The organism is Actinokineospora sp. PR83, assembly GCF_021056305.1.
GTDB classification, from domain to species: Bacteria; Actinomycetota; Actinomycetes; order Mycobacteriales; family Pseudonocardiaceae; genus Actinokineospora; species Actinokineospora spheciospongiae.
Genome location: NZ_JAJCXD010000010.1, coordinates 66,040 through 86,315 on the forward strand (window position 1 = coordinate 66,040; position 20,276 = coordinate 86,315).

Consider the following 20,276-nt stretch of genomic DNA (forward strand, 5'->3'; position numbering starts at 1 on the left):
CGATGAGCACCAACCCGTTCGACAACGCCGACGGTCAGTTCCTGGTCCTGGTCAACGCCGAGAACCAGCACTCGCTGTGGCCCGCGTTCGCCGAGGTCCCCGCGGGCTGGACCACCGCGCTCACCGCCTCCACCAGGGACGACGCCCTGGCCTACGTGGAGCGCTCGTGGACCGACATGCGCCCGGCCGGCCTGGTCGCGGCGTCCGCCTGAGCACCCCGGCTGCAGGAACCGGAAGAAGCCTTGGGACCCCCCGCCCGGCGCACTAACTTCAGTGGTGCGCCGGACGGGAAACCCAGGCGCCGCAAGGGAAAGACCGGCCGCGGCCGCGTCGCCGCCCGACCGCAACGGACACGAGGTAACCGACATGACTGAACGACGCCGAGCGCTGGTCACCGGCGGCTCCCGGGGCATCGGTCGCGCCGTGGCGCTGCGGCTGGCCGACGAGGGCCACGACATCGCGTTCTGCTACCGCGCAGCGTCCGACGCGGCGGACAAGACCGCCGCCGAGGTCGCCGAGCGCGGCGCCCGGGTCTTCCACGGCCCGTGCGACGTCGCCGACAACGAGGCGGTGGAGCTGTTCGTCAAGTCCGCCGAGGCCGACCTGGGCCCGATGGACGTGCTGGTCAACTCCGCGGGCATCACCCGCGACAGCGCCATGGTGATGATGGACCCCGCCGACTGGGCGTCGGTCATCGACACCAACCTGACCGGGGTCTTCAACTTCTGCCGCACGGTGTCCTTCGGCTTCCTGAAGCGCCGCTCCGGCACGGTCGTCAACATCTCCTCGGTCGCCGGGATCTACGGCAACCGCGGCCAGGCCAACTACTCCGCGGCCAAGGCCGGGATCAACGGCATGAGCCGCGCGCTGTCCAAGGAGCTGGCGGGCGCGGGGGTGCGGGTCAACGTCGTGGCCCCCGGCTACATCGAGACCGACATGACCGACGAGCTCTCCGACAAGGTCAAGAAGACCGCCATGGCGGGCATCCCGCTGCGCCGCTTCGGCACCGCGGACGACGTCGCCGACCTCGTCGCCTTCCTCGCCTCCGACCGCGCCGCCTACATCACCGGCCAGGTCGTGCAGGTCGACGGCGGGATCGTGATCTGATGACCAGGGCATTCGCCGCGCCGCTGACCGCGGTCGACCGGGTCGGGCGCTCCGCCCCCGGCACCGTCACCGCCGCCAAGGACATCGTCGCGACCGACCCGTACCTGGGCGGGCACTACCCGCACCTGACCATCTACCCCGGCGTGTTCAGCGTGGAGACGGTCTTCCAGGCCGCCCGCGCCGAGGCGCTGCGCACCAGGCCCGCGGGCAGCACCGCGACCCTGGCGGGCATCCGCTCCGTCAGCTTCCGCGCCCCGCTGCTGGCCGGTGACACGCTCACCGCCACCTGCGTCCTGTCCGAACAGGACGGTGCGGGAGCAGGCGGTGGCACCGTGTCCGTCCGGGCCACCTGCGTGCGCGGCGACGGCCAGACCGCCGCCAAGGTCCGCATGGAACTGCGCGTGCGCAGCCCCCGGGAGGTCCCCGGTGCCTGACACCGCCGTCATCGACCGCGCGGCGCCCGCAGGCCCCGTGGTCGTCACCCCGGTGCCCCCCGGCCCGGCGGTCATCGAGCACTCCCACCTCAAGGCGCTGCTCCCGCACCGCCACCCGATCCTCCAGGTCGACCGAGTCCTGGAACTGGAACCGGACCGCCGCATCGTCGCGGTCAAGGCCATCAGCGGTGCCGAGCCGTGCTACGCGGACCTCGGCGCCGACGGCGACCACGCCTACCCGGCGTCGCTGCTGCTGGAGTCGCTGGGGCAGACCGCCGCGGTGCTCTGGCTGCGCAGCGCCGAGCTGGCGGGCCGCCCCACCGCGGGCACGCTGATCTTCGGCGCCGCCCGCGACATCGAGTTCCCCGGCCCCGCGCTGCCCGGCGACGTGCTCCGCCACGTCGTCGAGCTGGAGTCGGACAAGGGCGACAACGCCCTGTTGCGCGGCGAGACCTGGGTCGGCGACCGCCTGGTGGCCTCCGTCGGCTCGATGCACGTCGCACTGCGCGGGGCAGCAGAACTCTCCCCCGCCTGACCCACCCCGTCACCCGAGAGGAACCCCCGGCATGACCACCGCCGTGAACACCGAGTACATGGACGACCTGCGCGAGATCGCCGTCGAGGTGCTCGAAATCGAGGACGACGAGATCACCGACACCAGCGACTTCGCCGAGGACCACGACGCCGACTCGCTGCGCGCGATCGAGATCCTGGCCCGCATCGAGAAGAAGTTCAAGGTCGACATCCCGCAGTCCGAGCTGCCGAACATGGTCAACCTGACCGCGGTCTACACCGTGGTGGCCAAGTACGCGGGCTGGCAGGCCTGACGTGTCCCGTCGAGTCGTCATCACCGGCCTCGGACCGGTGTCGAGCATCGGGACCGGGGTGGGCGCGTTCGGCGAGGGCCTGCGCACCGGTCGCAGCGGGATCTCCCCGATCACCGCGTTCGACACCACCGGGTTCCCGCACACCATGGCGGGCGAGGTCTCCGACTTCGACCCCAAGGCGCTGCTGGAGCGGATCTCCCCGCAGGACTGGGGCCGCACCAGCCTGTTCGCCGCGGCGGCCGCCCGGCTGGCGGTCCGCGACGCCGGGATCGACCCGACGGAGCTGTCCCGCGCCGCGGCGGGCTCCTGCATGGGCACCACGGGCGGTGAGTCCCAGGTCCTCGAGCAGCTGACCGAGGACTCGCTGACCACGGGGTTCGGCGGGGTCGACCGCGCCAGGGTCGCGCACGTGCCCGGCTCCCGGTTGGCGGTCGCCGTCAACCGGGAGCTGGGGCTCAGCGGCGAGGCCCTGACCCTGTCCACCGCGTGCTCGGCGTCGAACTACGCCGTCGGGCACGCCTACGACCAGATCCACACCGGCGAGGCGGACTACGTCGTCGCGGGCGGCGCCGACTCCGTCGAGCGCTGGTCGCACGCCGGGTTCTACCGGCTGGGCGCGGTCGCCGAGCGGTACTGCCGCCCGTTCGACCGCGACCGCACCGGCATCCTCGTCGGCGAGGGCGGGGCGGCGCTGTTCCTGGAATCGCTGGACTCCGCGCTGGCCCGCGGTGCCCGGATCTACGCCGAGGTGCTGGGCTACGGGCTCAACTGCGACGCCCACCACATGACCGCGCCGAACAAGGACAGCATCGTGGCCTGCATCAAGCAGGCGCACCGCAACGCGGGCATCGACGCCGCCGAGGTGGACTACATCTGCGCGCACGGCACCGGCACCCCGGCCAACGACCTGGCCGAGGCGACCGCGGTGCACGAGGCGTTCGACGGCGCACCGCCGCCGATCAGCTCGGTGAAGTCGATGCTGGGCCACACCATGGGCGCGGCCAGCGGCTTCAGCGCGATCGCGTCCGTGCTCGGCATCCACGAGTCGTTCCTGCCGCCCACGACCAACTTCGAGACCCTCGACCCGGCGCTGCCCGCGATCGACCCGGTGCCGAACGAGGCCAGGTACCAGCCGGTGCGGGTCGCGCAGGTCAACGGGTTCGCCTTCGGCGGCAACAACGCCATCACGATCTTCGGACGGTACTCATGAGCGCACCAGCCACCGCCCCCGCGGGGCACGGCGGCAGCGGGAACGTCAGCGGCACCGCCGTGCTGGCCATCACCGGCTGGGGCGTCGTCAGCCCGCTGGGCACCGGCGCCGCCGCGTTCACCTCGGGCCTGGCCGCAGGCGGGCCCGGACCAGCCGATGTCAGCGAGATGTTCGAGGAGGAGTTACCGCGCCCCGACGGGTTCGCGGTGACCGACTTCTCCGCCAAGGACCACCTGGGGCGCAAGGGGACCTCGTTCCTCGACCGCTCCACCGCGCTCGCCCTGGTCGCCTGCGGGCAGGCCATCGCCGACGCCGGGCTCGTCGTGGACGAGACCAACACCCAGCGGGTCGGCATCGCCCTTGGCACGACCGCGGGCAGCGTCAAGTCGACCAGCGACTACAGCAGGGCCACCTACGTCGAGGACAAGCCGTACCTGGTCAACCCGCTGATCTTCCCCAACGCGGTGATGAACGCCTCCGCGGGCCAGGCGGCGATCCGGTACAAGATGCGCGGGGTCAACGCGACCGTCGCCGGTGGGCAGGTCGCCGCGCTCTCGGCGCTGCGCTACGCCCGCGGCCAGATCGCGCTGGGCCGGGTGGACGTGCTGCTCGTCGGCGCCACCGAGGAGTACTGCCCGCAGTCGGCGTGGGCCACCGAGTTCGCCATGCGCGAGCACGGCGGCACGCTGGCCGCCGGGGAGGGCGCCGCGGTGTTCGTCGTCGAGGACGCCGAGCGCGTGCGCGCCGAGGGCAGGCAGCCCGACGCGGAGGTGCTGGCGATCGAGGTCGGCACCCACCTGCCCGAGGACGAGACCACCCCCGGCAGCGACTTCTCCCCGACGCTGGCCAGGGTGATCACCCGGGCGGTCGAGCGGGCGGGGGTGCGGCCCGAGGACGTCTGGGCCGTCGCGTCCGCCGAGAACGGGATGCCCGTCCGCGACGGGTACGAGGACGCCGCCATCACCACCGTGCTGGGCACCGGCCCAGAGCGCATCCGGGTCAAGGCCCTGGCAGGCGAGGCGGCCAGCGCCTCCAACGCGCTGCAGTTCGCCGCCGTGCTCGCCCGCCACCGCGGTGACGCGGCGCTGGACGGCCGGGTCAGCGTGGTCACCTCGCGCACCCCGGACGGGGTCGTCGGCGCCGCGGTGCTGAGGGGGTGGCGTGGCCGTGACCGCGACGCCTGCTGACCCGGTGGTGATCACCGGTGGGGCCATGCTGTGCTCCCTCGGCGACGCCGACCAGACCTTCTCCGCCCTGCTCGACGGGCGCGCCGGGCTCGGCCCGCTGCGCCACGTCGACCCGGCCGCCGTCGGGGTCGCGCACGGCTACCACGTGCCGGACTCGGTCGACGGCGACGTCGGCTCCTGGCTGGCCGCGGTGATCGCCGACGCGGTCGCCCAGGCCGGTCTCGACACCGACCGCCGGCGCGTGGCCGTGCTCGTCGGCACCGGGCTGCGCGAGCTGCGCGGCCTGGAGCGCTCGCACGCCGACGGCGTGCCCTTCGCCGCGGCGGACCTGCACTTCGGCGCCGCCGTGCGCTCGGTGCTGCCCGGCGCGACCGAGGTGCTGACCCTGTCCAACGCCTGCTCCGCCAGCGGTTTCGCGCTCGGCCTCGGCATGGACATGCTGGCCCTCGACGAGGCGGACGCCGTCGTCGTCGCGGGCTGCGACGGGATGACCGAGTCCATGCTCGCGGTCATCGGCCGGGTCGCGGTCGAGCCGTCCGAGCGGGTCCAGCCGTTCGAGGTCGACCGGCGCGGTGTGCTGCTCGGCGAGGGCGCGGTCGCCGTGGTCATCCAGCGGGAGTCCGCGGACCCGCTGGCCCGCGTGCTCAGCGTCGGCATGGCCTGCGACGCCTTCCACGAGACCGCCCCGCACCCCGACGGGGTGGTCGCCGCGGTCCGCGACGCGCACTCCCGCGCGGGCAGGCTGCCCGGCGACATCGACCTGGTCGTCGCGCACGCCACCGGCACCGCGCTCAACGACCCGACCGAGTCCGCCGCCCTCACCGAGGTCTTCGGCTCGGCGGCCCCCGATGGCCTGCTGGTCACCGGGATCAAGGGCGCCACCGGGCACACCTCCGGCGGCGCCGCCCTGATGAGCCTGCTGGTCGCGGTCCGGGCGCTGCGCACCGGCACCGTCCCGCCCGTGGTGGGCCTGCGCACCCCGATCCCCGAGGCCGAGGGGCTGCGCCTGGTCATCGGCGAACCCTGCGCCACCACCGGTTCGGTGGCGCAGGTCAACGCTTTCGGCTTCGGCGGCGTCAACGCCGTCACCCTGGTGGAGGTCTGATGCGAGTCGCGATCACCGGCCGGAGCGCCCACGTGCCCGGCCTCACCGCCCAACAGCTCCCCGGCTCCCCGGCCGAGCCCGCCGTCGGCGCCCACGACGCCCACACCGTTCTGGGCCGCAAGGGGCTGCTGGCCAAGGAGCCCGCCACCCGGCTCGCGCTGTGCGCGGTGCACGAGGCGTTCGGGCTGCACGGCAAGCAGACCAGCCCGCTGCCCGGCGCCGCGGGCACCGCCGTCGTCGTCGCCTCCAACCTGGGCAACGCCGCGACGGTCTGCGCGATGGTCGACTCGGCCCGCGCCGGGGGCGGGGTGTCGCCGCTGGAGGCCCCCAACGCCTCCAGCAACGTCATCGCCTCCACCATCGCCATCCGCTACGGCTTCACCGGCCCGAACCTGATGGTGTGCAGCGGGGCGACCGCCGGGCTCGACGCGGTGCGCCTCGGCGCGCTGCTGGTCCGCTCCGGGCGCACCCACCGCGCCGTGGTCGTCGGCGTCGAACCCGACGACGACATCGCCACCGGCCTGGTGCCGGGGCTGCGCGCCGCGGCGGCCTGCGTGGTCCTGACGCCCCACACCGGTGGGGAAGCCGTGCTCCTCGGCGGCGTCCGCCGCGGCCGCCACCGCGTCCGCGGGCTCGACCTGTCCGCCGTCGGCGAGACCTACGGCGCCGAGGGCGTCCTGCAGGTCGCCGTCGGCTCGGTGGTCGCGGCCGGGACCGGCACCGACGTCGTCGCCGCGTGCGGGGCCGCCGCGGACGGGTTCGCCTCCGTCACGCTGAGCCCGGTGTCCGCCCGCGAGCTGGCGGGGGTCGGGGTCGGATGAACCGCACCGACCCGTGGTCGCCGCACCCCGCCGGGGACCGCCCCGCGCGGCGGCTCGGCGACCGCGGGCCGCTGGTGCTCGCCGTCCACGGCATCGAGGACGGCTGGCGCGGCTGGACCCCGCTGGCCCGGCTGCTCGCCGACCGGTTCCGGGTCGTGGCCGTCGACCCGCCGTGGCGCTCGGGCAACGACTACACCTGGCGCGAGGACGGCAGCCCCGGCCAGTGGCTCGCGGAGACCGCCGCCGCGCTCGGCGAACCGGTCGACGTGCTGCTGGCGCACTCCTTCGGCGCCAACGCGGCGCTGGAGGCGCTGGCCGACGGGCTGCGCCCCGGCCGCGCCGTCCTCATCGCCCCCTCCTACCGGCCGTCCGAGCACGCCGACGACGACACCCTGCGGGCCGAGTCGGTCGCCGCGCTCGACGTGACCGTCCGCGACGGCCTGCGGGTGCGCCTCGGCGGCCGCGGCGAGCGGGTCGGACCGGACCTGCTGCGGGTCATGGCCGACGGGCTCAGCGCCCACCTCGTCCCGCGCGCGTTCCCCGTGTTCTACCGCACCTTCGCCGCCTCCGGGCGGCTCGACCTGGCCGGGGTCGAGGTCCCCACCCTCGTGCTGGGCGGGCCCGCCGACCCGGCACTGGCCGGGTACCGCGCCCAGGGCCTGGCCCGCGACTTCCCGGCCGCCACGGTCGTGCTGCGCGCGCACTACGGCCACTTCTGCCACATCGATCAGGCCGCCGAGGTGGCCGCCGAGATCGCCCCCTTCCTGGGCGTCCCGATCCCGGACACCCAGCCGTGCCCCCACCCAGTCGGAGGACCCACCCGATGACCGCGCTGCTGCCCGACCCGACCACCCCGGCCGACTCCCTGCTGGAGGGCCCCGCCGCCGTCCGCGTGGACCGCCCCCGCTACGAGGGCGCCAACATCCGCACCTGGATCGGGTTCAAGCACTTCATGTACCTGGTCGAGGAGGGGGTGCTCCAGTACTTCCGCGAGCGCGGCCTCGGCGCCCGTTCCCTCTACCAGTCCCACGGCCTCGGCTTGGAGATCGTCGAGTTCTCCGCGCAGCTCCCGCACCTGCTGGAGGTCGACGACGAGGTCGAGGTCGTCGTCGACCTCGCGCCCCGGCAGAAGCCCGGCTACGGCCTCGCGCTGACCGCCCAGCTCATCCTGCTGCGCGGCGACGAGCGGCACCTGGCGCTCAAGGGCAAGCTGCGCGTCGCCCTCGTCCGCGAGGAGCACGCCCCCGCCTACGAGCCCGCCCCGGCCGCCGTCGCGCCCTACGTCGTCGACGGCGTGTCCGGCCTCGCCGACGCGGGCGAGGAGCCGCTGACCATCGCCCCCGGCCAGACCGTCGAGGACGTGCTCACCCCGGAGGGCTCCAACGCCTTCCTGTGGTCGTGGCAGATCCCGTACTTCTACTGCCACTTCTCCGACCGCCTCCAGCACTCCGGCTACGTCCGGGCGGTGGAGGAGGCCACCGACCGCTTCCTGCGCGCCCGCGGCCTGCAGATCGGCACGATCCTGCGCGAACGCGCGTGGATCCCGGTCGTGTCGCGCGCCAAGGTGCGCATGGTCGCCGACGCGTACATGGAGGAGGTCGTGCACACGGTCTTCCGCATCCAGGACATGATCAAGGACATCTCGTACACGGCCACTGTGGACCACTACGTCCAGCGCGGCGACGAGCTGGTGCGCACCGCGACCGGCACGATCATGCACGGCTACGCCTACAGCCGCGGCGAGCTGGCCGGGACGGTGGCCTCCATCGACGAGCAGACCCGCGCGAAGCTGTTCGGGGAGGCGTGATGGCGAAGCTGCCCAAGGCCGCGCCGAAGCTGTACTTCTCGCTGCGCAGCCCGTTCAGCTGGATGGCCGTGCGCCGCCTGCTCGAACGCGTCCCCGACGCCCGCGAGCTGATCGACTTCATCCCGTTCTACGAGCCGGACGAGCGGTCGGGAGCGCTGCTGGCCGAACGCGGCGGCGAGTTCCACTACGTCGCGATGAGCAAGGCCAAGCACCTCTACATCCTCAACGACACCAAGCGGTTGGCCGCCGGGTTCGGGTACCGGATGAAGTGGCCGATCGACGTGGCCCCGGTGTGGGAGCTGCCGCACCTGGCCTGGATCGTCGCCGGGGACCTCGGTGTGCAGGACGACTACTACCGGGCGGTGATGGCCGCCCGCTGGGAGCGCGGCGAGGACATCTGCGACCCGGCGGTGCTGCGCGGCGTGCTCGCCGACGCCGGTCTGCCCGTCGAGCCGCTGCTCGGTGCCGCGGACGACCCGGCCGTGCGCGCCAGGGGCGTCGACGCGCTCATGGCGATGTACAACGACGACGTGTTCGGCGTGCCGTACTTCAAGTGGGGCACGCACCGGTTCTGGGGCCTCGACCGCCTCGACGCGTTCCTGGAACTGCTCGAACCCGCGCTGCCCGAGCTGCGTGCCCGCCGCGCGGTCACCGCCCCCGCCGCCGAACCGCTGGCCGGTCTGCCCGAGCCCGTCCTCGCCGCGGTCGGCGCCCTCGACCGCGACACCGCGGGCGGCTGCGGCTGATGGGCGGCGTGGCCCGCCGGGTGCCGCTGGTGCTGCTGTCCAGCGTGTCCTCGGACTCGCACACCTGGAACCTGGTCTTCCTCCAGTTGCTGCTGGAGGAGGCCGGGCACCAGGTGGTGAACCTCGGCGCCTGCGTCCCCGACGGGCTGCTGATCGCCGAGGTGGGGCAGCGGCGGCCGGACGCGGTGGTCATCTCCACCGTCAACGGCCACGGCCGCGTCGACGGCGCCCGGCTGGTCACCGCGCTGCGGTCCCACCCGTTCGCCGCGGACCTGCCGGTCGTCATCGGCGGCAAGCTCGGGGTGTCCGGGCCGGACCCGGCCACCGCCGAACACCTGCTGCGCGCCGGGTTCACCGCGGTGTTCCAGGACGACGCCGGACCGGAGCACCTCATCGGCACCCTGCGCGCCGCGCTGGAGCCCGCCCCGGTGGGTGCCCGGTGATCCCCGGGTTCGGCGCGGCGGTGCGCGCGGCGGGCTCGCTCGTCGTGCAGCCCAGGATGGGCTTCGCCGACCCGGCCGCGATGCGCGCGGGCCTGCTGGCCACCCGCGACGCCAGGGCCACCACGGTCGGCACCATCACCGTCGACAGCTACACCCGCGTCGGCGACCTCGCCGCCGCCCGCCGGGCCGGTGCGTCGGGCACCCCGCTCAACGGGTACCCGATCGCCACCGCCGACCCCCGCGCGACGGCGGACGTGCTCGCCGCCGCCGCGTTCCCGGTCCAGGTCCGGCACGGGTCCGCCCTGCCGGAACCGGTGTTCGCCGCGATGGCCGGGCTCGGCCTCGCCGCCACCGAGGGCGGCCCGGTCTCCTACTGCCTGCCCTACAGCCGGGTCCCGCTGAGCCGGTCGGTGCCGAGCTGGGCCGCCTGCGTGCGGGCGCTGTCGGAGGCGGGGACCGACGCGCACCTGGAAACCTTCGGCGGCTGCATGCTCGGCCAGCTGTGCCCACCCGGGCTGCTGGTCGCGCTGTCGGTGCTGGAGGCGGTGTTCTTCCGCGCGCACGGGGTCCGCGACGTGTCGCTGAGCCTGACCCAGCAGACCAGCCCCGACCAGGACCTGGAGGCACTGCACGCCCTGCGCGCGCTCGCCGCCCGCTTCCTGCCCGACGTGACCTGGCACGTCGTGCTCTACGCCTACATGGGCGTCTACCCGCGCACCGGCCACGGCGCCCGCGCGCTGATGGCCGACGCCGCCGTGCTGGCCGTGCGCGGCGGGGCGTCCCGGCTGATCGTCAAGACCGAGGCCGAGGCGCACCGCATCCCGACCATCGCCGAGAACGTCGCGGCCCTGGAACTGGCCGCCGCCGTCGCCGCGACGACCACCCCCGACCCCGGCCCGCCCGCCGACACCGGTCTGCTGGCCGAGGCCACCGCCCTGGTCGAGGCCGTCCTCGACCTCGACGACGACGTCGGCCACGCCCTCGTCCGCGCGTTCGCGGCCGGGGTCCTGGACGTCCCGTTCTGCCTGCACGCGGACAACGCGGGCCGGGCCCGCAGCCACCTCGACACCGACGGCAGGCTGCGCTGGTCCTCGGTCGGGGGGATGCCGATCGACCGCGCCGGGGTCGCCAGGGCCCCGCGCCTGTCCAGCACCGGACTGCTGGAGGCCCTGGGCCGCGTCCAGCGCCACTACGACTCGATGGAGGAGGACCGCCGTGTACTGGGCGATCGACCGCGTGCTGCCGCACTGGGACCAGCGTGAGCGTCACGAGCGCTGGATCAACGCCTCACCGGGGGCGGTGTGGGCGGCGTTGGACGAGTTACGGGCGGCCGACCTGCCGCTGACGGCGTTCCTGACCAGGTTGCGCGGGGGACCGCGGGCCTGGCTCAAGCCCATGCCGGAGCTGGACCGGGTGCGGGTGCTGCAGGGCATGGCGCCGCGCACCATGCACGCCGACCCACCGCGCGAGCTGCTCATGGGCGACATCGCCCGCTACGCCTCGATGAAGCCGACCCGCCCGGACATCACCCGGGGCGACCTGTGCGCGTTCCGCCGGTTCGCCGAACCGGGCTGGACCAAGGTCGCGATGAACTTCACGCTGTGCGGCCAGTCCGGCGGCACGCTGCTCAAGACCGAGACCAGGGTCACCGCCACCGACGACACCGCCCGCCGCGCCTTCCGCCGCTACTGGCTGCTGGTCCGCGCGGGCAGCGGGGTGATCCGCCGTGACATCCTCAGGGGCGTCGACACGCGTGCGGGACTGGCCCGAACGGAGAAGGGATGACCACGATGGTGAACACGGCGGGGGCCCGGGAGCGGACCGGGGTGGGTCACCAGAAGACCTGGGCCGCTTGGGCGTCGTTCTGGTGGGCGGCGGTCTTCGCACTCGTCAGCCTGTACTGGGCACTGGGCGGCACGCTCGGCATCGACACCGTCGGCGGCGCCATCGCCGACCTGGTGCACAGCGGCGACGCGGCGGCCTCGGCCCTGGCCTGGGCCGCGGTGGTGATGAAGGTCGCGGGCATGGTGTTCGCCCTCGCCCTCATCCAGCGCTGGGGCCGCGTCTTCCCGCGGTGGCTGATGCTGCTCGGCGGTTGGGGCGGCACCGTGCTGCTGATCGGCTACGGCGGCGCCATCGTCGTCACCGAGCTGCTGGTGGTCGTCGGCGTGATCGACGCCCCGGCCTCGACCGACTGGTACGCCTTCTACTGGCACCTGTTCCTCTGGGACCCGTACTTCGTGGTCTGGGGTGTCCTCCTCGGCATCGCCACGGCGCACTACGCGAAGGCGACGCGCACGGTCTGAACGCACTCCGAACAGCGAAAAGGGTCAGGCCCATCCCGGGCCTGGCCCTTTTGGCGTCTCCAGGTGAGCCACGGTGGCGCCACAGGCACACAAGGCCGACCTGAAGGTCATCCAGGAAACGCTCGGGCACCCAGAGAGGTCCGACTGCGAGAGCAAGCGGAGGTGACAATGCCCGGACAGAGACGAAACCGCAGCGAGACGAGGTCTCGCTGCGGTTTCGTGTGGTGCACCCGAAGGGATTCGAACCCCTAACCTTCTGATCCGTAGTCAGATGCTCTATCCGTTGAGCTACGGGTGCGTGTTCAGTTGTCACCCAGCGGACCAGGTGTACAGCGGAGGCTCCGGGATTTGAACCCGGGAGGGGCAGTTAACCCCAACCGCATTAGCAGTGCGGCGCCATAGACCAGACTAGGCGAAGCCTCCCGGGGCCCCAGGCCGCTCGAGAGAAGAGACTACACAGGTCCTCCGGCGGGTGGCAAAACGCCCCCCTCTTAACGGTTGAGGGCGCGCAAAAGCGCAGGTGGGCGGCCTCCGAAGCCCTCGGCCTCCATGGCGGCCAGTGCGACGCGGGGGAGGTCGCGGACGGCGGGGAAGACGAGGAAGCGGGGGGCCCAGTCTGGGGAGAACTTGGCGTTGAAGCGGTAGAGGGTTTCGATCTGCCACCAGCGGGAGCCGAGTTTGAGGGCGCGGGCCCAGAGGCGGGCGACCGGACCCGCTCCGATGCGGCCGCCGCGTTCGAGGGCGGCTCGGAAGACGGCGAAGTTGAGGGAGACGCGGTCGATGCCCAGGGCTCGGCAGGAGGTGAGCAGGTCGGTGATCATCAGTTCGTTGAGGCCGTTGTCGCCCACTGATCGGTCTCGGCGCATGAGGTCGAGGGAGAGGCCGTCGGGGCCCCAGGGGACGAATTGGAGGAGGCCTGCGACCTCGCCCTCCCGGGTGGCGGTGACCAGGACGCAGTCGGGGTCTTGCGGGTCGCAGACGCGGGAGAGGGCCATGGAGAAGCCGCGTTCGGTCTCGGTGCCGCGCCACTTCTCCGCCAGGGTGGCCAGGGCCTCGCGCTCGCCCTCGGGGATGTCGGCGCAGCGGCGGACGGTGACCTCGTAGCCCGCGCGCTTGAGCTTGGCGACCGCCTGGCGGACGCCGCGCATGGCTCGGCCGTCGAGGCTGAAGGTGGGGACGTCGACGATGGCCTCGTCGCCGAGTTCGATGGCGTCGAGGTCGTAGCGGGTCCAGACCGTGGCCCCGCGTTCGGAGCAGCCGATGGCGGCGGGGGTCCAGGCGTGCGCGCGGCACTCGGCGAGGAAGCGCTCGATGGCGCCGGGCCAGGCCTCGATGTCGCCCAGCGGGTCGCCGGAGGCGAGGGCCACGCCCGCGAGGACCCGGAAGGGGACCGCCGACTTGCCCGTGGGGGAGAACACGACGGACTTGTCCCGGCGCAGGGCGAAGTAGCCCAGGGAGTCGTCGCGACCGCGCTTGGCCAGCAGGGCGCGCAGGGCGGTCTCGTCGTCGGGGGCGAGGCCGGGTTTGGGTTCGGCTGAGCGCAGCAGGTAGTAGGCGCCGAGCAGGACCGCGCCGACGCCGAAGACCAGGCCGGTGGCGGCGGTGAGGTCGTCCAGCCAGGCCACCGGGTGGACCGGGCCGGTGACGCCGATGAGCGCCAGCAGCGAGTGGGCCGCCGTGTCGGTCAGGTCGGCCCCGCCGGTGAGGCGGCTGGGGGCGCCGCGCAGCATGGTGAAGACCGCCAGGAAACCGGCGAGGAGCAGTTCCACGGCGACGCGGACGGCCCGCCACTTGCCGTAGACCGGGTCGACACCCGCGGTGAAGTGCTTGCGGGTGGCGAGCAGGGCGATGCACAGGCCGAGCGCGGTGACCCCGGAGCCGATGCCGTGGCGCCAGGCCAGGTGGGCCACGGCGATGGTCGCGGTGACCACCACGGCCACCTGCCAGGCCCGCCGCTTGCGCCTGCGCAGGGCGTTCGCCAGCAGCCACAGCAGCACACCGCTGGCCAGCACGACGGTCCCGGCGGCGATGCCCGCGCCCTCCGGCAGGTCGAGCCAGCGGCCCACGGCGGCGCGCAGCGGCCTGCGGCCACCGGCGGGCAGGAGCACCGACAGCACGGCCAGCAGGCCCACCAACCGGGCCGACCACGTCAGCAGCCGCACCGTCGTCTCACCGCTGGGCAGCCACCGGCGGCCGCTCGCCTCGTCAACCACGGCAACAGTGTCCACGCCCATGCCGGACCCCGGTCCTGTGGCTGCGGTGAACACTCCGCGGGCCGGGTCGCCGCATTAGAGTCGCGCTTGCCACACCCAGAAGGAGGGGCACACATGGACAAAGTGGTCCACAGCGCGGCCGAGGCGGTCGAGGACGTCGCGCACAACGCGACGCTCGCCGTCGGCGGGTTCGGGCTCTGCGGCATCCCCAGCGTGCTGATCGGGGCGCTGCTGGCGAAGGGCGTGACCGGTCTGTCGGTCGTGTCGAACAACTGCGGCGTCGACGACTGGGGGCTGGGCCTGCTGCTGCGGGAGCGGCGGATCGCCAGGATGACCAGTTCCTACGTCGGTGAGAACAAGGAGTTCGCCCGGCAGTACCTGGCCGGTGAGCTGGAGGTGGAGCTGACCCCGCAGGGCACGCTGGCGGAGCGGCTGCGGGCGGGCGGGTCGGGCATCCCGGCGTTCTACACCCGCACCGGGGTCGGCACCCAGGTCGCCGACGGCGGGGTGCCGTGGCGCTACGCCGCGGACGGCACCGTGGCGGTGTCCTCCCCGGCGAAGGAGGTGCGCGCGTTCGGCGGTGTGGACCACGTGCTGGAGGAGGCCATCACCTGCGACTTCGGCCTGGTCCGGGCCTGGAAGGGCGACCGGCACGGGAACCTGGTGTTCCGCGACTCGGCGCGCAACTTCAACCCGCTGTGCGCCATGGCGGGCCGGGTGGGCATCGCCGAGGTCGAGGAGCTGGTGGACCCCGGCGAGATCGCCCCGGACGACGTGCACCTGCCCGGGATCTTCGTGCAGCGGGTGCTGGCGCTGACGCCGGAGCAGGTCGCCGACAAGCGCATCGAGCGCCGGACCACGAGGGAGGCCTGAGATGGCGCTGACCAGGGAAGAGATGGCCGCGCGGGCGGCCGCGGAGCTGTCCGACGGCTCCTACGTCAACCTCGGCATCGGCCTGCCGACGCTGGTGCCGAACTACGTGCCCGACGACGTGGAGATCGTGCTCCAGTCGGAGAACGGCATCCTCGGCGTCGGCGCCTACCCGGTGGCCGGGACCGAGGACCCGGACCTGATCAACGCGGGCAAGGAGACGGTCACCGTCCGCCGGGGCGCCTCGTTCTTCGACTCGGCGCTGTCGTTCGGCATGATCCGCGGCGGCAAGGTCGACGCCGCGATCCTGGGGGCCATGCAGGTGTCGCGGGCCGGAGACATCGCGAACTGGATGATCCCGGGGAAGATGGTCAAGGGCATGGGCGGGGCGATGGACCTGGTGCACGGCGCCAAGCGGGTCATCGTGCTGATGGAGCACACCGCCCGCGACGGCTCGTTCAAGGTCGTCGACGAGTGCTCGCTGCCGCTGACCGGCCTGCGGGTGGCGCAGCGGATCATCACCGACCTGGCGGTGATCGACGTGACCCCCGACGGCCTGGTGCTGCGCGAGTGCGCGCCGGGGGTGGCGGTCGACGAGGTCGTGGCGAAGACCGAGCCGCCGCTGCGGGTCGAGCTGGCGGTGTGAGGCCGGGGCGGCGTCCGGGCGTCAGGCCCGGACGCCGTCGACCAGGTCGCGGATGCGGCCCGCCAGGCGCTGGGGGTCGACCGGGCCGATGGTCAGCCAGTCCGAGCCGTCCGGCTGCGGCGAGGTCAGCACCAGGTACCGGCCCGCCGAGGTGTCGAACCAGTTGAGCACGGGCGTGCGGGTGCGCCTGCCCATGCGGTCGACCGCGTTCGCCGCGACCTGGCCGCCCCCGGAGCGGGCGCTCTCCACCAGGGTGGTGACCGTGCGCAGGTCGCGGCCGCTGACCCCGCCGCGGTTGAGCGCGTGCTCCAGGTTGGCGAAGCCACCGGCGACGTAGGCGTCGATCGCGTCGTGGAAGACCTGCTTGGGCAGGGTGACCGGGTTGCCGGGGCCCGCGGGGACCTCCGGCAGCATCCCGGCGACCTCCGCCACGACCCCGCCGGGGCCCGCCGCGCCGACCCGGATCTCGCCGCCCGCCTGGACCGCCAGCGCCGACCGGCTGCCTTGGCCGACGCCGAGCACCCGCAGCGGCACCCCCACCGACAGCAGGCCGTCGAGGCTGAAGTCGTTGCGCGCCAGCAGGACCAGGTGGTCCTCCAGCTCGCGGTCGAGTTCGCGGCCGTCGTGCAGGTTCTTCGCGGTGAGGCTGCCGATCACGCCGATGCGCAGGTCCTCGCGCTCTGCGGTGGTGGTGCCGAAGCTGGGCACGTCGATCGGGTACGGGCGTTCGCCGAGGCCCAGGGCCTCCCAGGTGAGGTCGAACTCGACCTCGGTGAGGGTCGCCACCATCAGCGCAGGTGCGCGTCGAACCAGTTCAGGGCGCGCTGCCACGCCTCGTACGTGGAGTGGAAGGCGAACCGGACCACGTCCGTGGCGACCGGGGCGGTGCCCGCGGCGTCGCGCAACTTCTCGACCTGTTCGGCGGTGATGTCGTCGCCCTCCTCGCGGTAGAGCCCCAGCCACGGGCAGCGCAGCTCGCCCGCGACCTCGACGAGCGCGGGCAGCCCGTCGGAGAGCGGGTCGAGGATACCGCCGCCCGCGACCGTGACGGCGGCGCCGACGTCGCGCCGGGCGGCCACCAGCAGGGCGGCCGCGCCGCCGAGCTCGAAGCCGATGACGCCGGTCCGGTCGGTGGTGACGCCGTGCCGGGTCAGCCAGGCGAAGGCGCCGTCGGCGGCGGCCAGGACCGAGTCGCCGGACAGGGCGCTGAGGGAGTCGCGGGCGGTGTCGTGGTCGAGTTCGTGGTCGTCGCCGTCGTGCAGGTGCGGTACCGCGACCAGCCAGCCCTCGGCGGCCAGCCCGGCCACCATGCCGCGCACCGCGTCGGTGACCCCGCGCGCCTCGGGCAGCACGACCAGACCGCCGCGCACCACCCCGTCGGGCTCGGCGCAGGTCAACCGCAGGGCGCGGTCGTCGGCGAGCCGGATTTCCTCTGTGCGGGTCTGGGCCATGACACACCCAACCACGGCGGGGTGAACGCCCGTCAACGTGATCGGCCGCTCACCCGGACGCGTGATCACCCGTCGGTGGGTTCGTCCGATCCGCACAATTTTCGCCGGAGGCGGACGACCGGTGCTGCCGTACGCGCGCAGAGCGGGATAGGTTGCGCTACAGCCGACTCGACGAGGAGCCCCGATGACCGTGCGAACCCGCGCCGACCTTGCCTCGATCCCGGGGTACGTGCCAGGGCGCAGCGTGCCCGGGGCGGTCAAGCTGGCCAGCAACGAGGTGTCCCTGGGCCCGCTGCCCAGCGTCGTCGCCGCCATCGCCGAGGCCGCCGGGCAGGTCAACCGCTACCCCGACAGCGGGGCGGCGGAGCTGGTGGCGGCCCTGTCGGCCCGGCTCGACGTCCCCGGGTCGCACGTCTCGGTCGGCTGCGGCTCGGTCACCCTGTGCCAGCAGCTCATCCAGGCCACCTGCACGGCCGAGGACGAGGTCGTCTTCCCGTGGCGCTCGTTCGAGGCGTACCCGATCATCACCCAGGTGGTGGGCGCCCAGCAGGTCCGCGTCCCGCTGACCCCCGGCCACGCCCTGGACGTGGACGCGATGGTCGCCGCGATCACCCCGCGCACCCGCCTGGTCTTCGTCTGCACCCCCAACAACCCCACCGGCACCGCCCTCACCGCGCCGGAGCTGGACCGCTTCATCGCCGCGGCCCCCACCGACGCCCTCGTGGTGATCGACGAGGCCTACCGCGAGTTCGTCGACGACGAGTCCGTCCCGGACGGCGTGGAGCTGGCCAAGGCCGCGTGGGCGGCGGGCCGGGACAACGTGGCGGTCCTGCGCACCTTCTCCAAGGCGTACGGCCTGGCGGGCCTGCGCGTCGGCTACCTGGTGGCCCCGCCCGCGGTGAGCGAGGTGGTCCGCAAGGTGTTCGTCCCCTTCGGCGTGAACGCCCTGGCCCAGGCGGCGGCCCTGGCGTCGCTACGCGCCGAGGACGAGCTGCTGGCCCGCTGCCGCGACATCGTCGCCGAGCGCACCCGGGTCCGCACCGAACTCCTGGCCCTGGGCTACGACGTCCCCCCGACCCAGGCCAACTTCGTCTGGCTCCCGCTGACCGACCGCACCCAGGCCTTCAACGAGCACTGCATGGAGCACAAGATCGTCGTCCGCGCCTTCCCCGGCGACGGCGCCCGGGTCACCATCAGCACCCCGGAGGAGAACGACCTGTTCCTGGAAGCCGCCCGCACCTTCCCCCGGCCCTGACCGCCCCACCCGGACCAAGGTCGACCTCGCTCGCGCGCAATCCCCACCAGACCATCCCCCACCACTCCCTGGGGGGCGGCCCCGAGCCCATTCTACCGGCGGAGGGGCCGCGCGAGGCCGATGTGGATCTTGCCTGTGGACAACTCCGAACCCGTACGGGTGAGGAGAAGGACAGCGGTGGGGTGAAGAACAGCGGCAGGTGAAGGACAGCCCGGCGCGGGTCAGTCGAGGACGATCTTGGCGATGGCGGCGAGGCCGACCACCACGATGATCCCGCGCAGCAGCGTCGGCGACAGCCTGCGCCCCACCTTCGCCCCGATGAAGCCGCCCACCGTGGAGCCGACGGCGATCAGGACCACCGGCAGCCACGCCACGTCGGCCACCACGACGAAGATGATCCCGGAGACCGCGTTCACCAGCGCGGCCAGCACGTTCTTCACCGCGTTGAGGCGTTGCAGGGACTCGGTCATCAGGATGCCCATGAGCCCCAGCAGGATGATGCCCTGCGCGGCGCCGAAGTAGCCGCCGTACACACCGGTCAGGAACACGCCGAACCACAGCAGCGGGCCGCCGTGGGCGGGGGCGGCGGTGGTGCGGCGGGCGGCCAGGGCCCGGGACAGGCGCGGTTGCAGGACCACCAGGACCAGGGCGACGACGATGAGGGCCGGGACGATCCCCTCGAACGCGGCAGCGGGCAGCTTCAGCAGCAGGACCGCGCCCAGCACCCCGCCGAGGAGCGAGGCGGCGCCGAACCGGAGCAGGCGGTCCTTCTGGTCGGCCAGTTCGGCGCGGTAGCCGATGGCGCCGGTGATCGATCCGGGGACGAGCCCGAGGGTGTTCGACACGTTGGCGACGATCGGCGGGTAGCCGACGGCGAGCAGGACCGGGAAGGTCACCAGCGTCCCGGAGCCGACCACGACGTTGATCCCGCCCGCGAAGACGCCCGCGAGCAGGACGAGCACTGACTCCCAGAACGTCATCGGTGACATCCCATCATCCGCACGGGGAAACCCTAGGCCGGGGCGCGCTCAGGCACCCGGTTTGGAGGCGGGGATCTCACCGCGCTCGCGGGTGGTGAACGCCGCGAGCATCTCCGCCTCGGAGGCGCGCAGGTAGGCGGTGAGGAGGTCCTGGGCGGCGGCCACCTCGCCCGCGACCAGGCGGTCGACGATCTCGCGGTTGCGGCGCAGGTAGTCCTCGTGGAAGGCGCGTGGGTCGCCCATCTCGTGGAAGGCGAGGCGGAGTTCGGCGGCGACCTGGCGCATCAGCTCGTCGATGCGGGGGCTGCCGGTCAGGGCGGCGATGGCCTGGTGGAAGCGGATGTTGGCGGTGCCGACGTCGACCCAGCGGCCTTCCCCGGCTGCGGCCTCGCCGGTCTCCACGGCGGCCAGCATGCGGGCGGTCCCCGCCTCGTCGGCCAGGGGCAGGGCGGCGCACTCGACCACGCGGCGGACCAGGAACAGGTCGACGACGTCCGCGGTGGCCAGGGTGCGGACGAAGACGCCCCGGTTGAGCTTGTGTTCGAGGAGCTTTTCGTGGGTGAGCAGGCGGAACGCCTCGCGGAGGGTGTTGCGGGAGACCTCCAGGGGCGCGGTGAACACCTCCTCGGAGACGCGGGTCCCCGGGGGCAGCGCGCCTTCCATGATCAGGTCCCGGAGCGCGGCGGCGGCGATCTCCGCGGCGCTGCTGCGTTCCCACCGCCGGTCCCTGACCAGCTCCCCCAACCGTTCGACGATGTCCGCCGCCACCACCGCCTCCACGCCCTCGTAGTCCATCCAGGTTAAACCGAAATTGCCCCATTGTCAGATCGTAGAACAATCCAACAGACTGGGTCGACCAACCGAGCGG

The 20,276-nt window shown here is 73.4% G+C and carries 24 protein-coding genes and 2 tRNA genes; 19 read left to right on the forward strand and 7 right to left on the reverse strand.

The window, feature by feature from the left end:
- The first annotated feature begins 2 nt into the window (after positions 1 to 2).
- The 16 genes from L6E12_RS03155 to L6E12_RS03230 all read left to right on the forward strand — a co-directional run bounded on the left by L6E12_RS03155 (position 3) and on the right by L6E12_RS03230 (position 11,993).
- A complete protein-coding gene (locus L6E12_RS03155; RefSeq protein ID WP_236226351.1) occupies positions 3 to 212 on the forward strand; it encodes an MbtH family protein in 210 nt (69 codons plus the stop codon).
- A 154-nt stretch (positions 213 to 366) separates the two neighbouring features.
- Positions 367 to 1,107 carry a 3-oxoacyl-[acyl-carrier-protein] reductase gene (gene fabG / locus L6E12_RS03160; protein ID WP_236226352.1) on the forward strand — a complete coding sequence of 247 codons (741 nt, stop codon included), beginning with the start codon at positions 367 to 369 and terminating at the stop codon, positions 1,105 to 1,107.
- The gene (locus L6E12_RS03165) at positions 1,107 to 1,541 is read left to right on the forward strand and encodes a 3-hydroxyacyl-ACP dehydratase FabZ family protein (protein WP_236226353.1); all 435 of its coding nucleotides are present in this window, start codon (positions 1,107 to 1,109) and stop codon (positions 1,539 to 1,541) included. The genes fabG and L6E12_RS03165 overlap by 1 nt, the downstream gene beginning before the upstream one ends.
- Positions 1,534 to 2,076, forward strand: coding sequence for a 3-hydroxyacyl-ACP dehydratase FabZ family protein (locus L6E12_RS03170; protein ID WP_236226354.1), 543 nt, complete (start codon positions 1,534 to 1,536; stop codon positions 2,074 to 2,076). Before L6E12_RS03165 ends, L6E12_RS03170 begins: the two co-directional genes overlap by 8 nt.
- Before the next feature lie 31 nt (positions 2,077 to 2,107).
- Positions 2,108 to 2,368, forward strand: a complete 261-nt coding sequence (locus L6E12_RS03175; RefSeq protein WP_236226355.1) for an acyl carrier protein — start codon at positions 2,108 to 2,110, stop codon at positions 2,366 to 2,368.
- 1 nt (position 2,369) lies between these two features.
- A complete protein-coding gene (locus L6E12_RS03180; RefSeq protein WP_236226356.1) occupies positions 2,370 to 3,578 on the forward strand; it encodes a beta-ketoacyl synthase in 1,209 nt (402 codons plus the stop codon).
- Positions 3,575 to 4,765: a beta-ketoacyl synthase N-terminal-like domain-containing protein gene (locus L6E12_RS03185; RefSeq protein ID WP_236226357.1), complete on the forward strand. Its 1,191-nt coding sequence runs from the start codon at positions 3,575 to 3,577 to the stop codon at positions 4,763 to 4,765. The genes L6E12_RS03180 and L6E12_RS03185 overlap by 4 nt, the downstream gene beginning before the upstream one ends.
- A complete protein-coding gene (locus tag L6E12_RS03190; protein WP_236226358.1) occupies positions 4,740 to 5,870 on the forward strand; it encodes a beta-ketoacyl synthase N-terminal-like domain-containing protein in 1,131 nt (376 codons plus the stop codon). Before L6E12_RS03185 ends, L6E12_RS03190 begins: the two co-directional genes overlap by 26 nt.
- On the forward strand, positions 5,870 to 6,691 hold the full coding sequence (locus tag L6E12_RS03195) for a beta-ketoacyl synthase N-terminal-like domain-containing protein (RefSeq protein ID WP_236226359.1): 822 nt from the start codon (positions 5,870 to 5,872) through the stop codon (positions 6,689 to 6,691). Before L6E12_RS03190 ends, L6E12_RS03195 begins: the two co-directional genes overlap by 1 nt.
- Positions 6,688 to 7,518: an alpha/beta fold hydrolase gene (locus L6E12_RS03200; protein WP_236226360.1), complete on the forward strand. Its 831-nt coding sequence runs from the start codon at positions 6,688 to 6,690 to the stop codon at positions 7,516 to 7,518. Before L6E12_RS03195 ends, L6E12_RS03200 begins: the two co-directional genes overlap by 4 nt.
- On the forward strand, positions 7,515 to 8,498 hold the full coding sequence (locus L6E12_RS03205; RefSeq protein ID WP_236226361.1) for a thioesterase family protein: 984 nt from the start codon (positions 7,515 to 7,517) through the stop codon (positions 8,496 to 8,498). The genes L6E12_RS03200 and L6E12_RS03205 overlap by 4 nt, the downstream gene beginning before the upstream one ends.
- Positions 8,498 to 9,244 (forward strand): 2-hydroxychromene-2-carboxylate isomerase, encoded by a 747-nt coding sequence (locus L6E12_RS03210; RefSeq protein ID WP_236226362.1) that lies wholly within the window; start codon positions 8,498 to 8,500, stop codon positions 9,242 to 9,244. Before L6E12_RS03205 ends, L6E12_RS03210 begins: the two co-directional genes overlap by 1 nt.
- Positions 9,244 to 9,687 carry a cobalamin B12-binding domain-containing protein gene (locus tag L6E12_RS03215; RefSeq protein ID WP_236226363.1) on the forward strand — a complete coding sequence of 148 codons (444 nt, stop codon included), beginning with the start codon at positions 9,244 to 9,246 and terminating at the stop codon, positions 9,685 to 9,687. The genes L6E12_RS03210 and L6E12_RS03215 overlap by 1 nt, the downstream gene beginning before the upstream one ends.
- Positions 9,684 to 10,949 (forward strand): methylaspartate mutase, encoded by a 1,266-nt coding sequence (locus L6E12_RS03220; protein WP_308074006.1) that lies wholly within the window; start codon positions 9,684 to 9,686, stop codon positions 10,947 to 10,949. Before L6E12_RS03215 ends, L6E12_RS03220 begins: the two co-directional genes overlap by 4 nt.
- Positions 10,903 to 11,472, forward strand: a complete 570-nt coding sequence (locus L6E12_RS03225) for a hypothetical protein (protein ID WP_236226364.1) — start codon at positions 10,903 to 10,905, stop codon at positions 11,470 to 11,472. The genes L6E12_RS03220 and L6E12_RS03225 overlap by 47 nt, the downstream gene beginning before the upstream one ends.
- Positions 11,469 to 11,993 (forward strand): DUF3995 domain-containing protein, encoded by a 525-nt coding sequence (locus L6E12_RS03230; RefSeq protein WP_236226365.1) that lies wholly within the window; start codon positions 11,469 to 11,471, stop codon positions 11,991 to 11,993. The genes L6E12_RS03225 and L6E12_RS03230 overlap by 4 nt, the downstream gene beginning before the upstream one ends.
- 222 nt (positions 11,994 to 12,215) lie before the next feature.
- Here L6E12_RS03230 and L6E12_RS03235 read toward each other — a convergent pair.
- From L6E12_RS03235 to L6E12_RS03245, 3 genes are all read right to left on the reverse strand, one after another.
- Positions 12,216 to 12,291: transfer RNA gene (locus tag L6E12_RS03235), tRNA-Arg, on the reverse strand.
- A 35-nt stretch (positions 12,292 to 12,326) separates the two neighbouring features.
- Positions 12,327 to 12,416 (reverse strand) — tRNA-Ser (locus tag L6E12_RS03240).
- A 68-nt stretch (positions 12,417 to 12,484) separates the two neighbouring features.
- The gene (locus L6E12_RS03245; RefSeq protein WP_374201830.1) at positions 12,485 to 14,227 is read right to left on the reverse strand and encodes a phosphatidylglycerol lysyltransferase domain-containing protein; all 1,743 of its coding nucleotides are present in this window, start codon (positions 14,225 to 14,227) and stop codon (positions 12,485 to 12,487) included.
- Positions 14,228 to 14,320: 93 nt separating this feature from the next.
- Between L6E12_RS03245 and L6E12_RS03250 the strand changes: the two genes are divergently transcribed.
- The gene (locus L6E12_RS03250) at positions 14,321 to 15,079 is read left to right on the forward strand and encodes a CoA transferase subunit A (protein WP_236226367.1); all 759 of its coding nucleotides are present in this window, start codon (positions 14,321 to 14,323) and stop codon (positions 15,077 to 15,079) included.
- Position 15,080: 1 nt separating this feature from the next.
- A complete protein-coding gene (locus L6E12_RS03255; RefSeq protein ID WP_236226368.1) occupies positions 15,081 to 15,722 on the forward strand; it encodes a 3-oxoacid CoA-transferase subunit B in 642 nt (213 codons plus the stop codon).
- A 21-nt stretch (positions 15,723 to 15,743) separates the two neighbouring features.
- Here the strand turns inward: L6E12_RS03255 and L6E12_RS03260 are convergent, their stop codons facing one another.
- The gene (locus L6E12_RS03260) at positions 15,744 to 16,511 is read right to left on the reverse strand and encodes an ESX secretion-associated protein EspG (protein ID WP_304523844.1); all 768 of its coding nucleotides are present in this window, start codon (positions 16,509 to 16,511) and stop codon (positions 15,744 to 15,746) included.
- Entirely contained in the window at positions 16,511 to 17,173 is a 663-nt protein-coding gene (locus L6E12_RS03265; RefSeq protein ID WP_236226369.1) for a dienelactone hydrolase family protein, read from the reverse strand. Before L6E12_RS03265 ends, L6E12_RS03260 begins: the two co-directional genes overlap by 1 nt.
- Before the next feature lie 184 nt (positions 17,174 to 17,357).
- Here L6E12_RS03265 and hisC point away from each other — a divergent pair, with 184 nt between their 5' ends.
- A complete protein-coding gene (gene hisC / locus L6E12_RS03270; protein WP_236226370.1) occupies positions 17,358 to 18,428 on the forward strand; it encodes a histidinol-phosphate transaminase in 1,071 nt (356 codons plus the stop codon).
- Positions 18,429 to 18,649: 221 nt separating this feature from the next.
- On the opposite strand, the gene L6E12_RS03275 is transcribed toward hisC, so the two are convergent.
- Positions 18,650 to 19,408: a sulfite exporter TauE/SafE family protein gene (locus tag L6E12_RS03275; protein WP_236226371.1), complete on the reverse strand. Its 759-nt coding sequence runs from the start codon at positions 19,406 to 19,408 to the stop codon at positions 18,650 to 18,652.
- 48 nt (positions 19,409 to 19,456) lie between these two features.
- Positions 19,457 to 20,203 carry a GntR family transcriptional regulator gene (locus L6E12_RS03280; protein WP_236226372.1) on the reverse strand — a complete coding sequence of 249 codons (747 nt, stop codon included), beginning with the start codon at positions 20,201 to 20,203 and terminating at the stop codon, positions 19,457 to 19,459.
- Positions 20,204 to 20,276 lie beyond the last annotated feature (73 nt).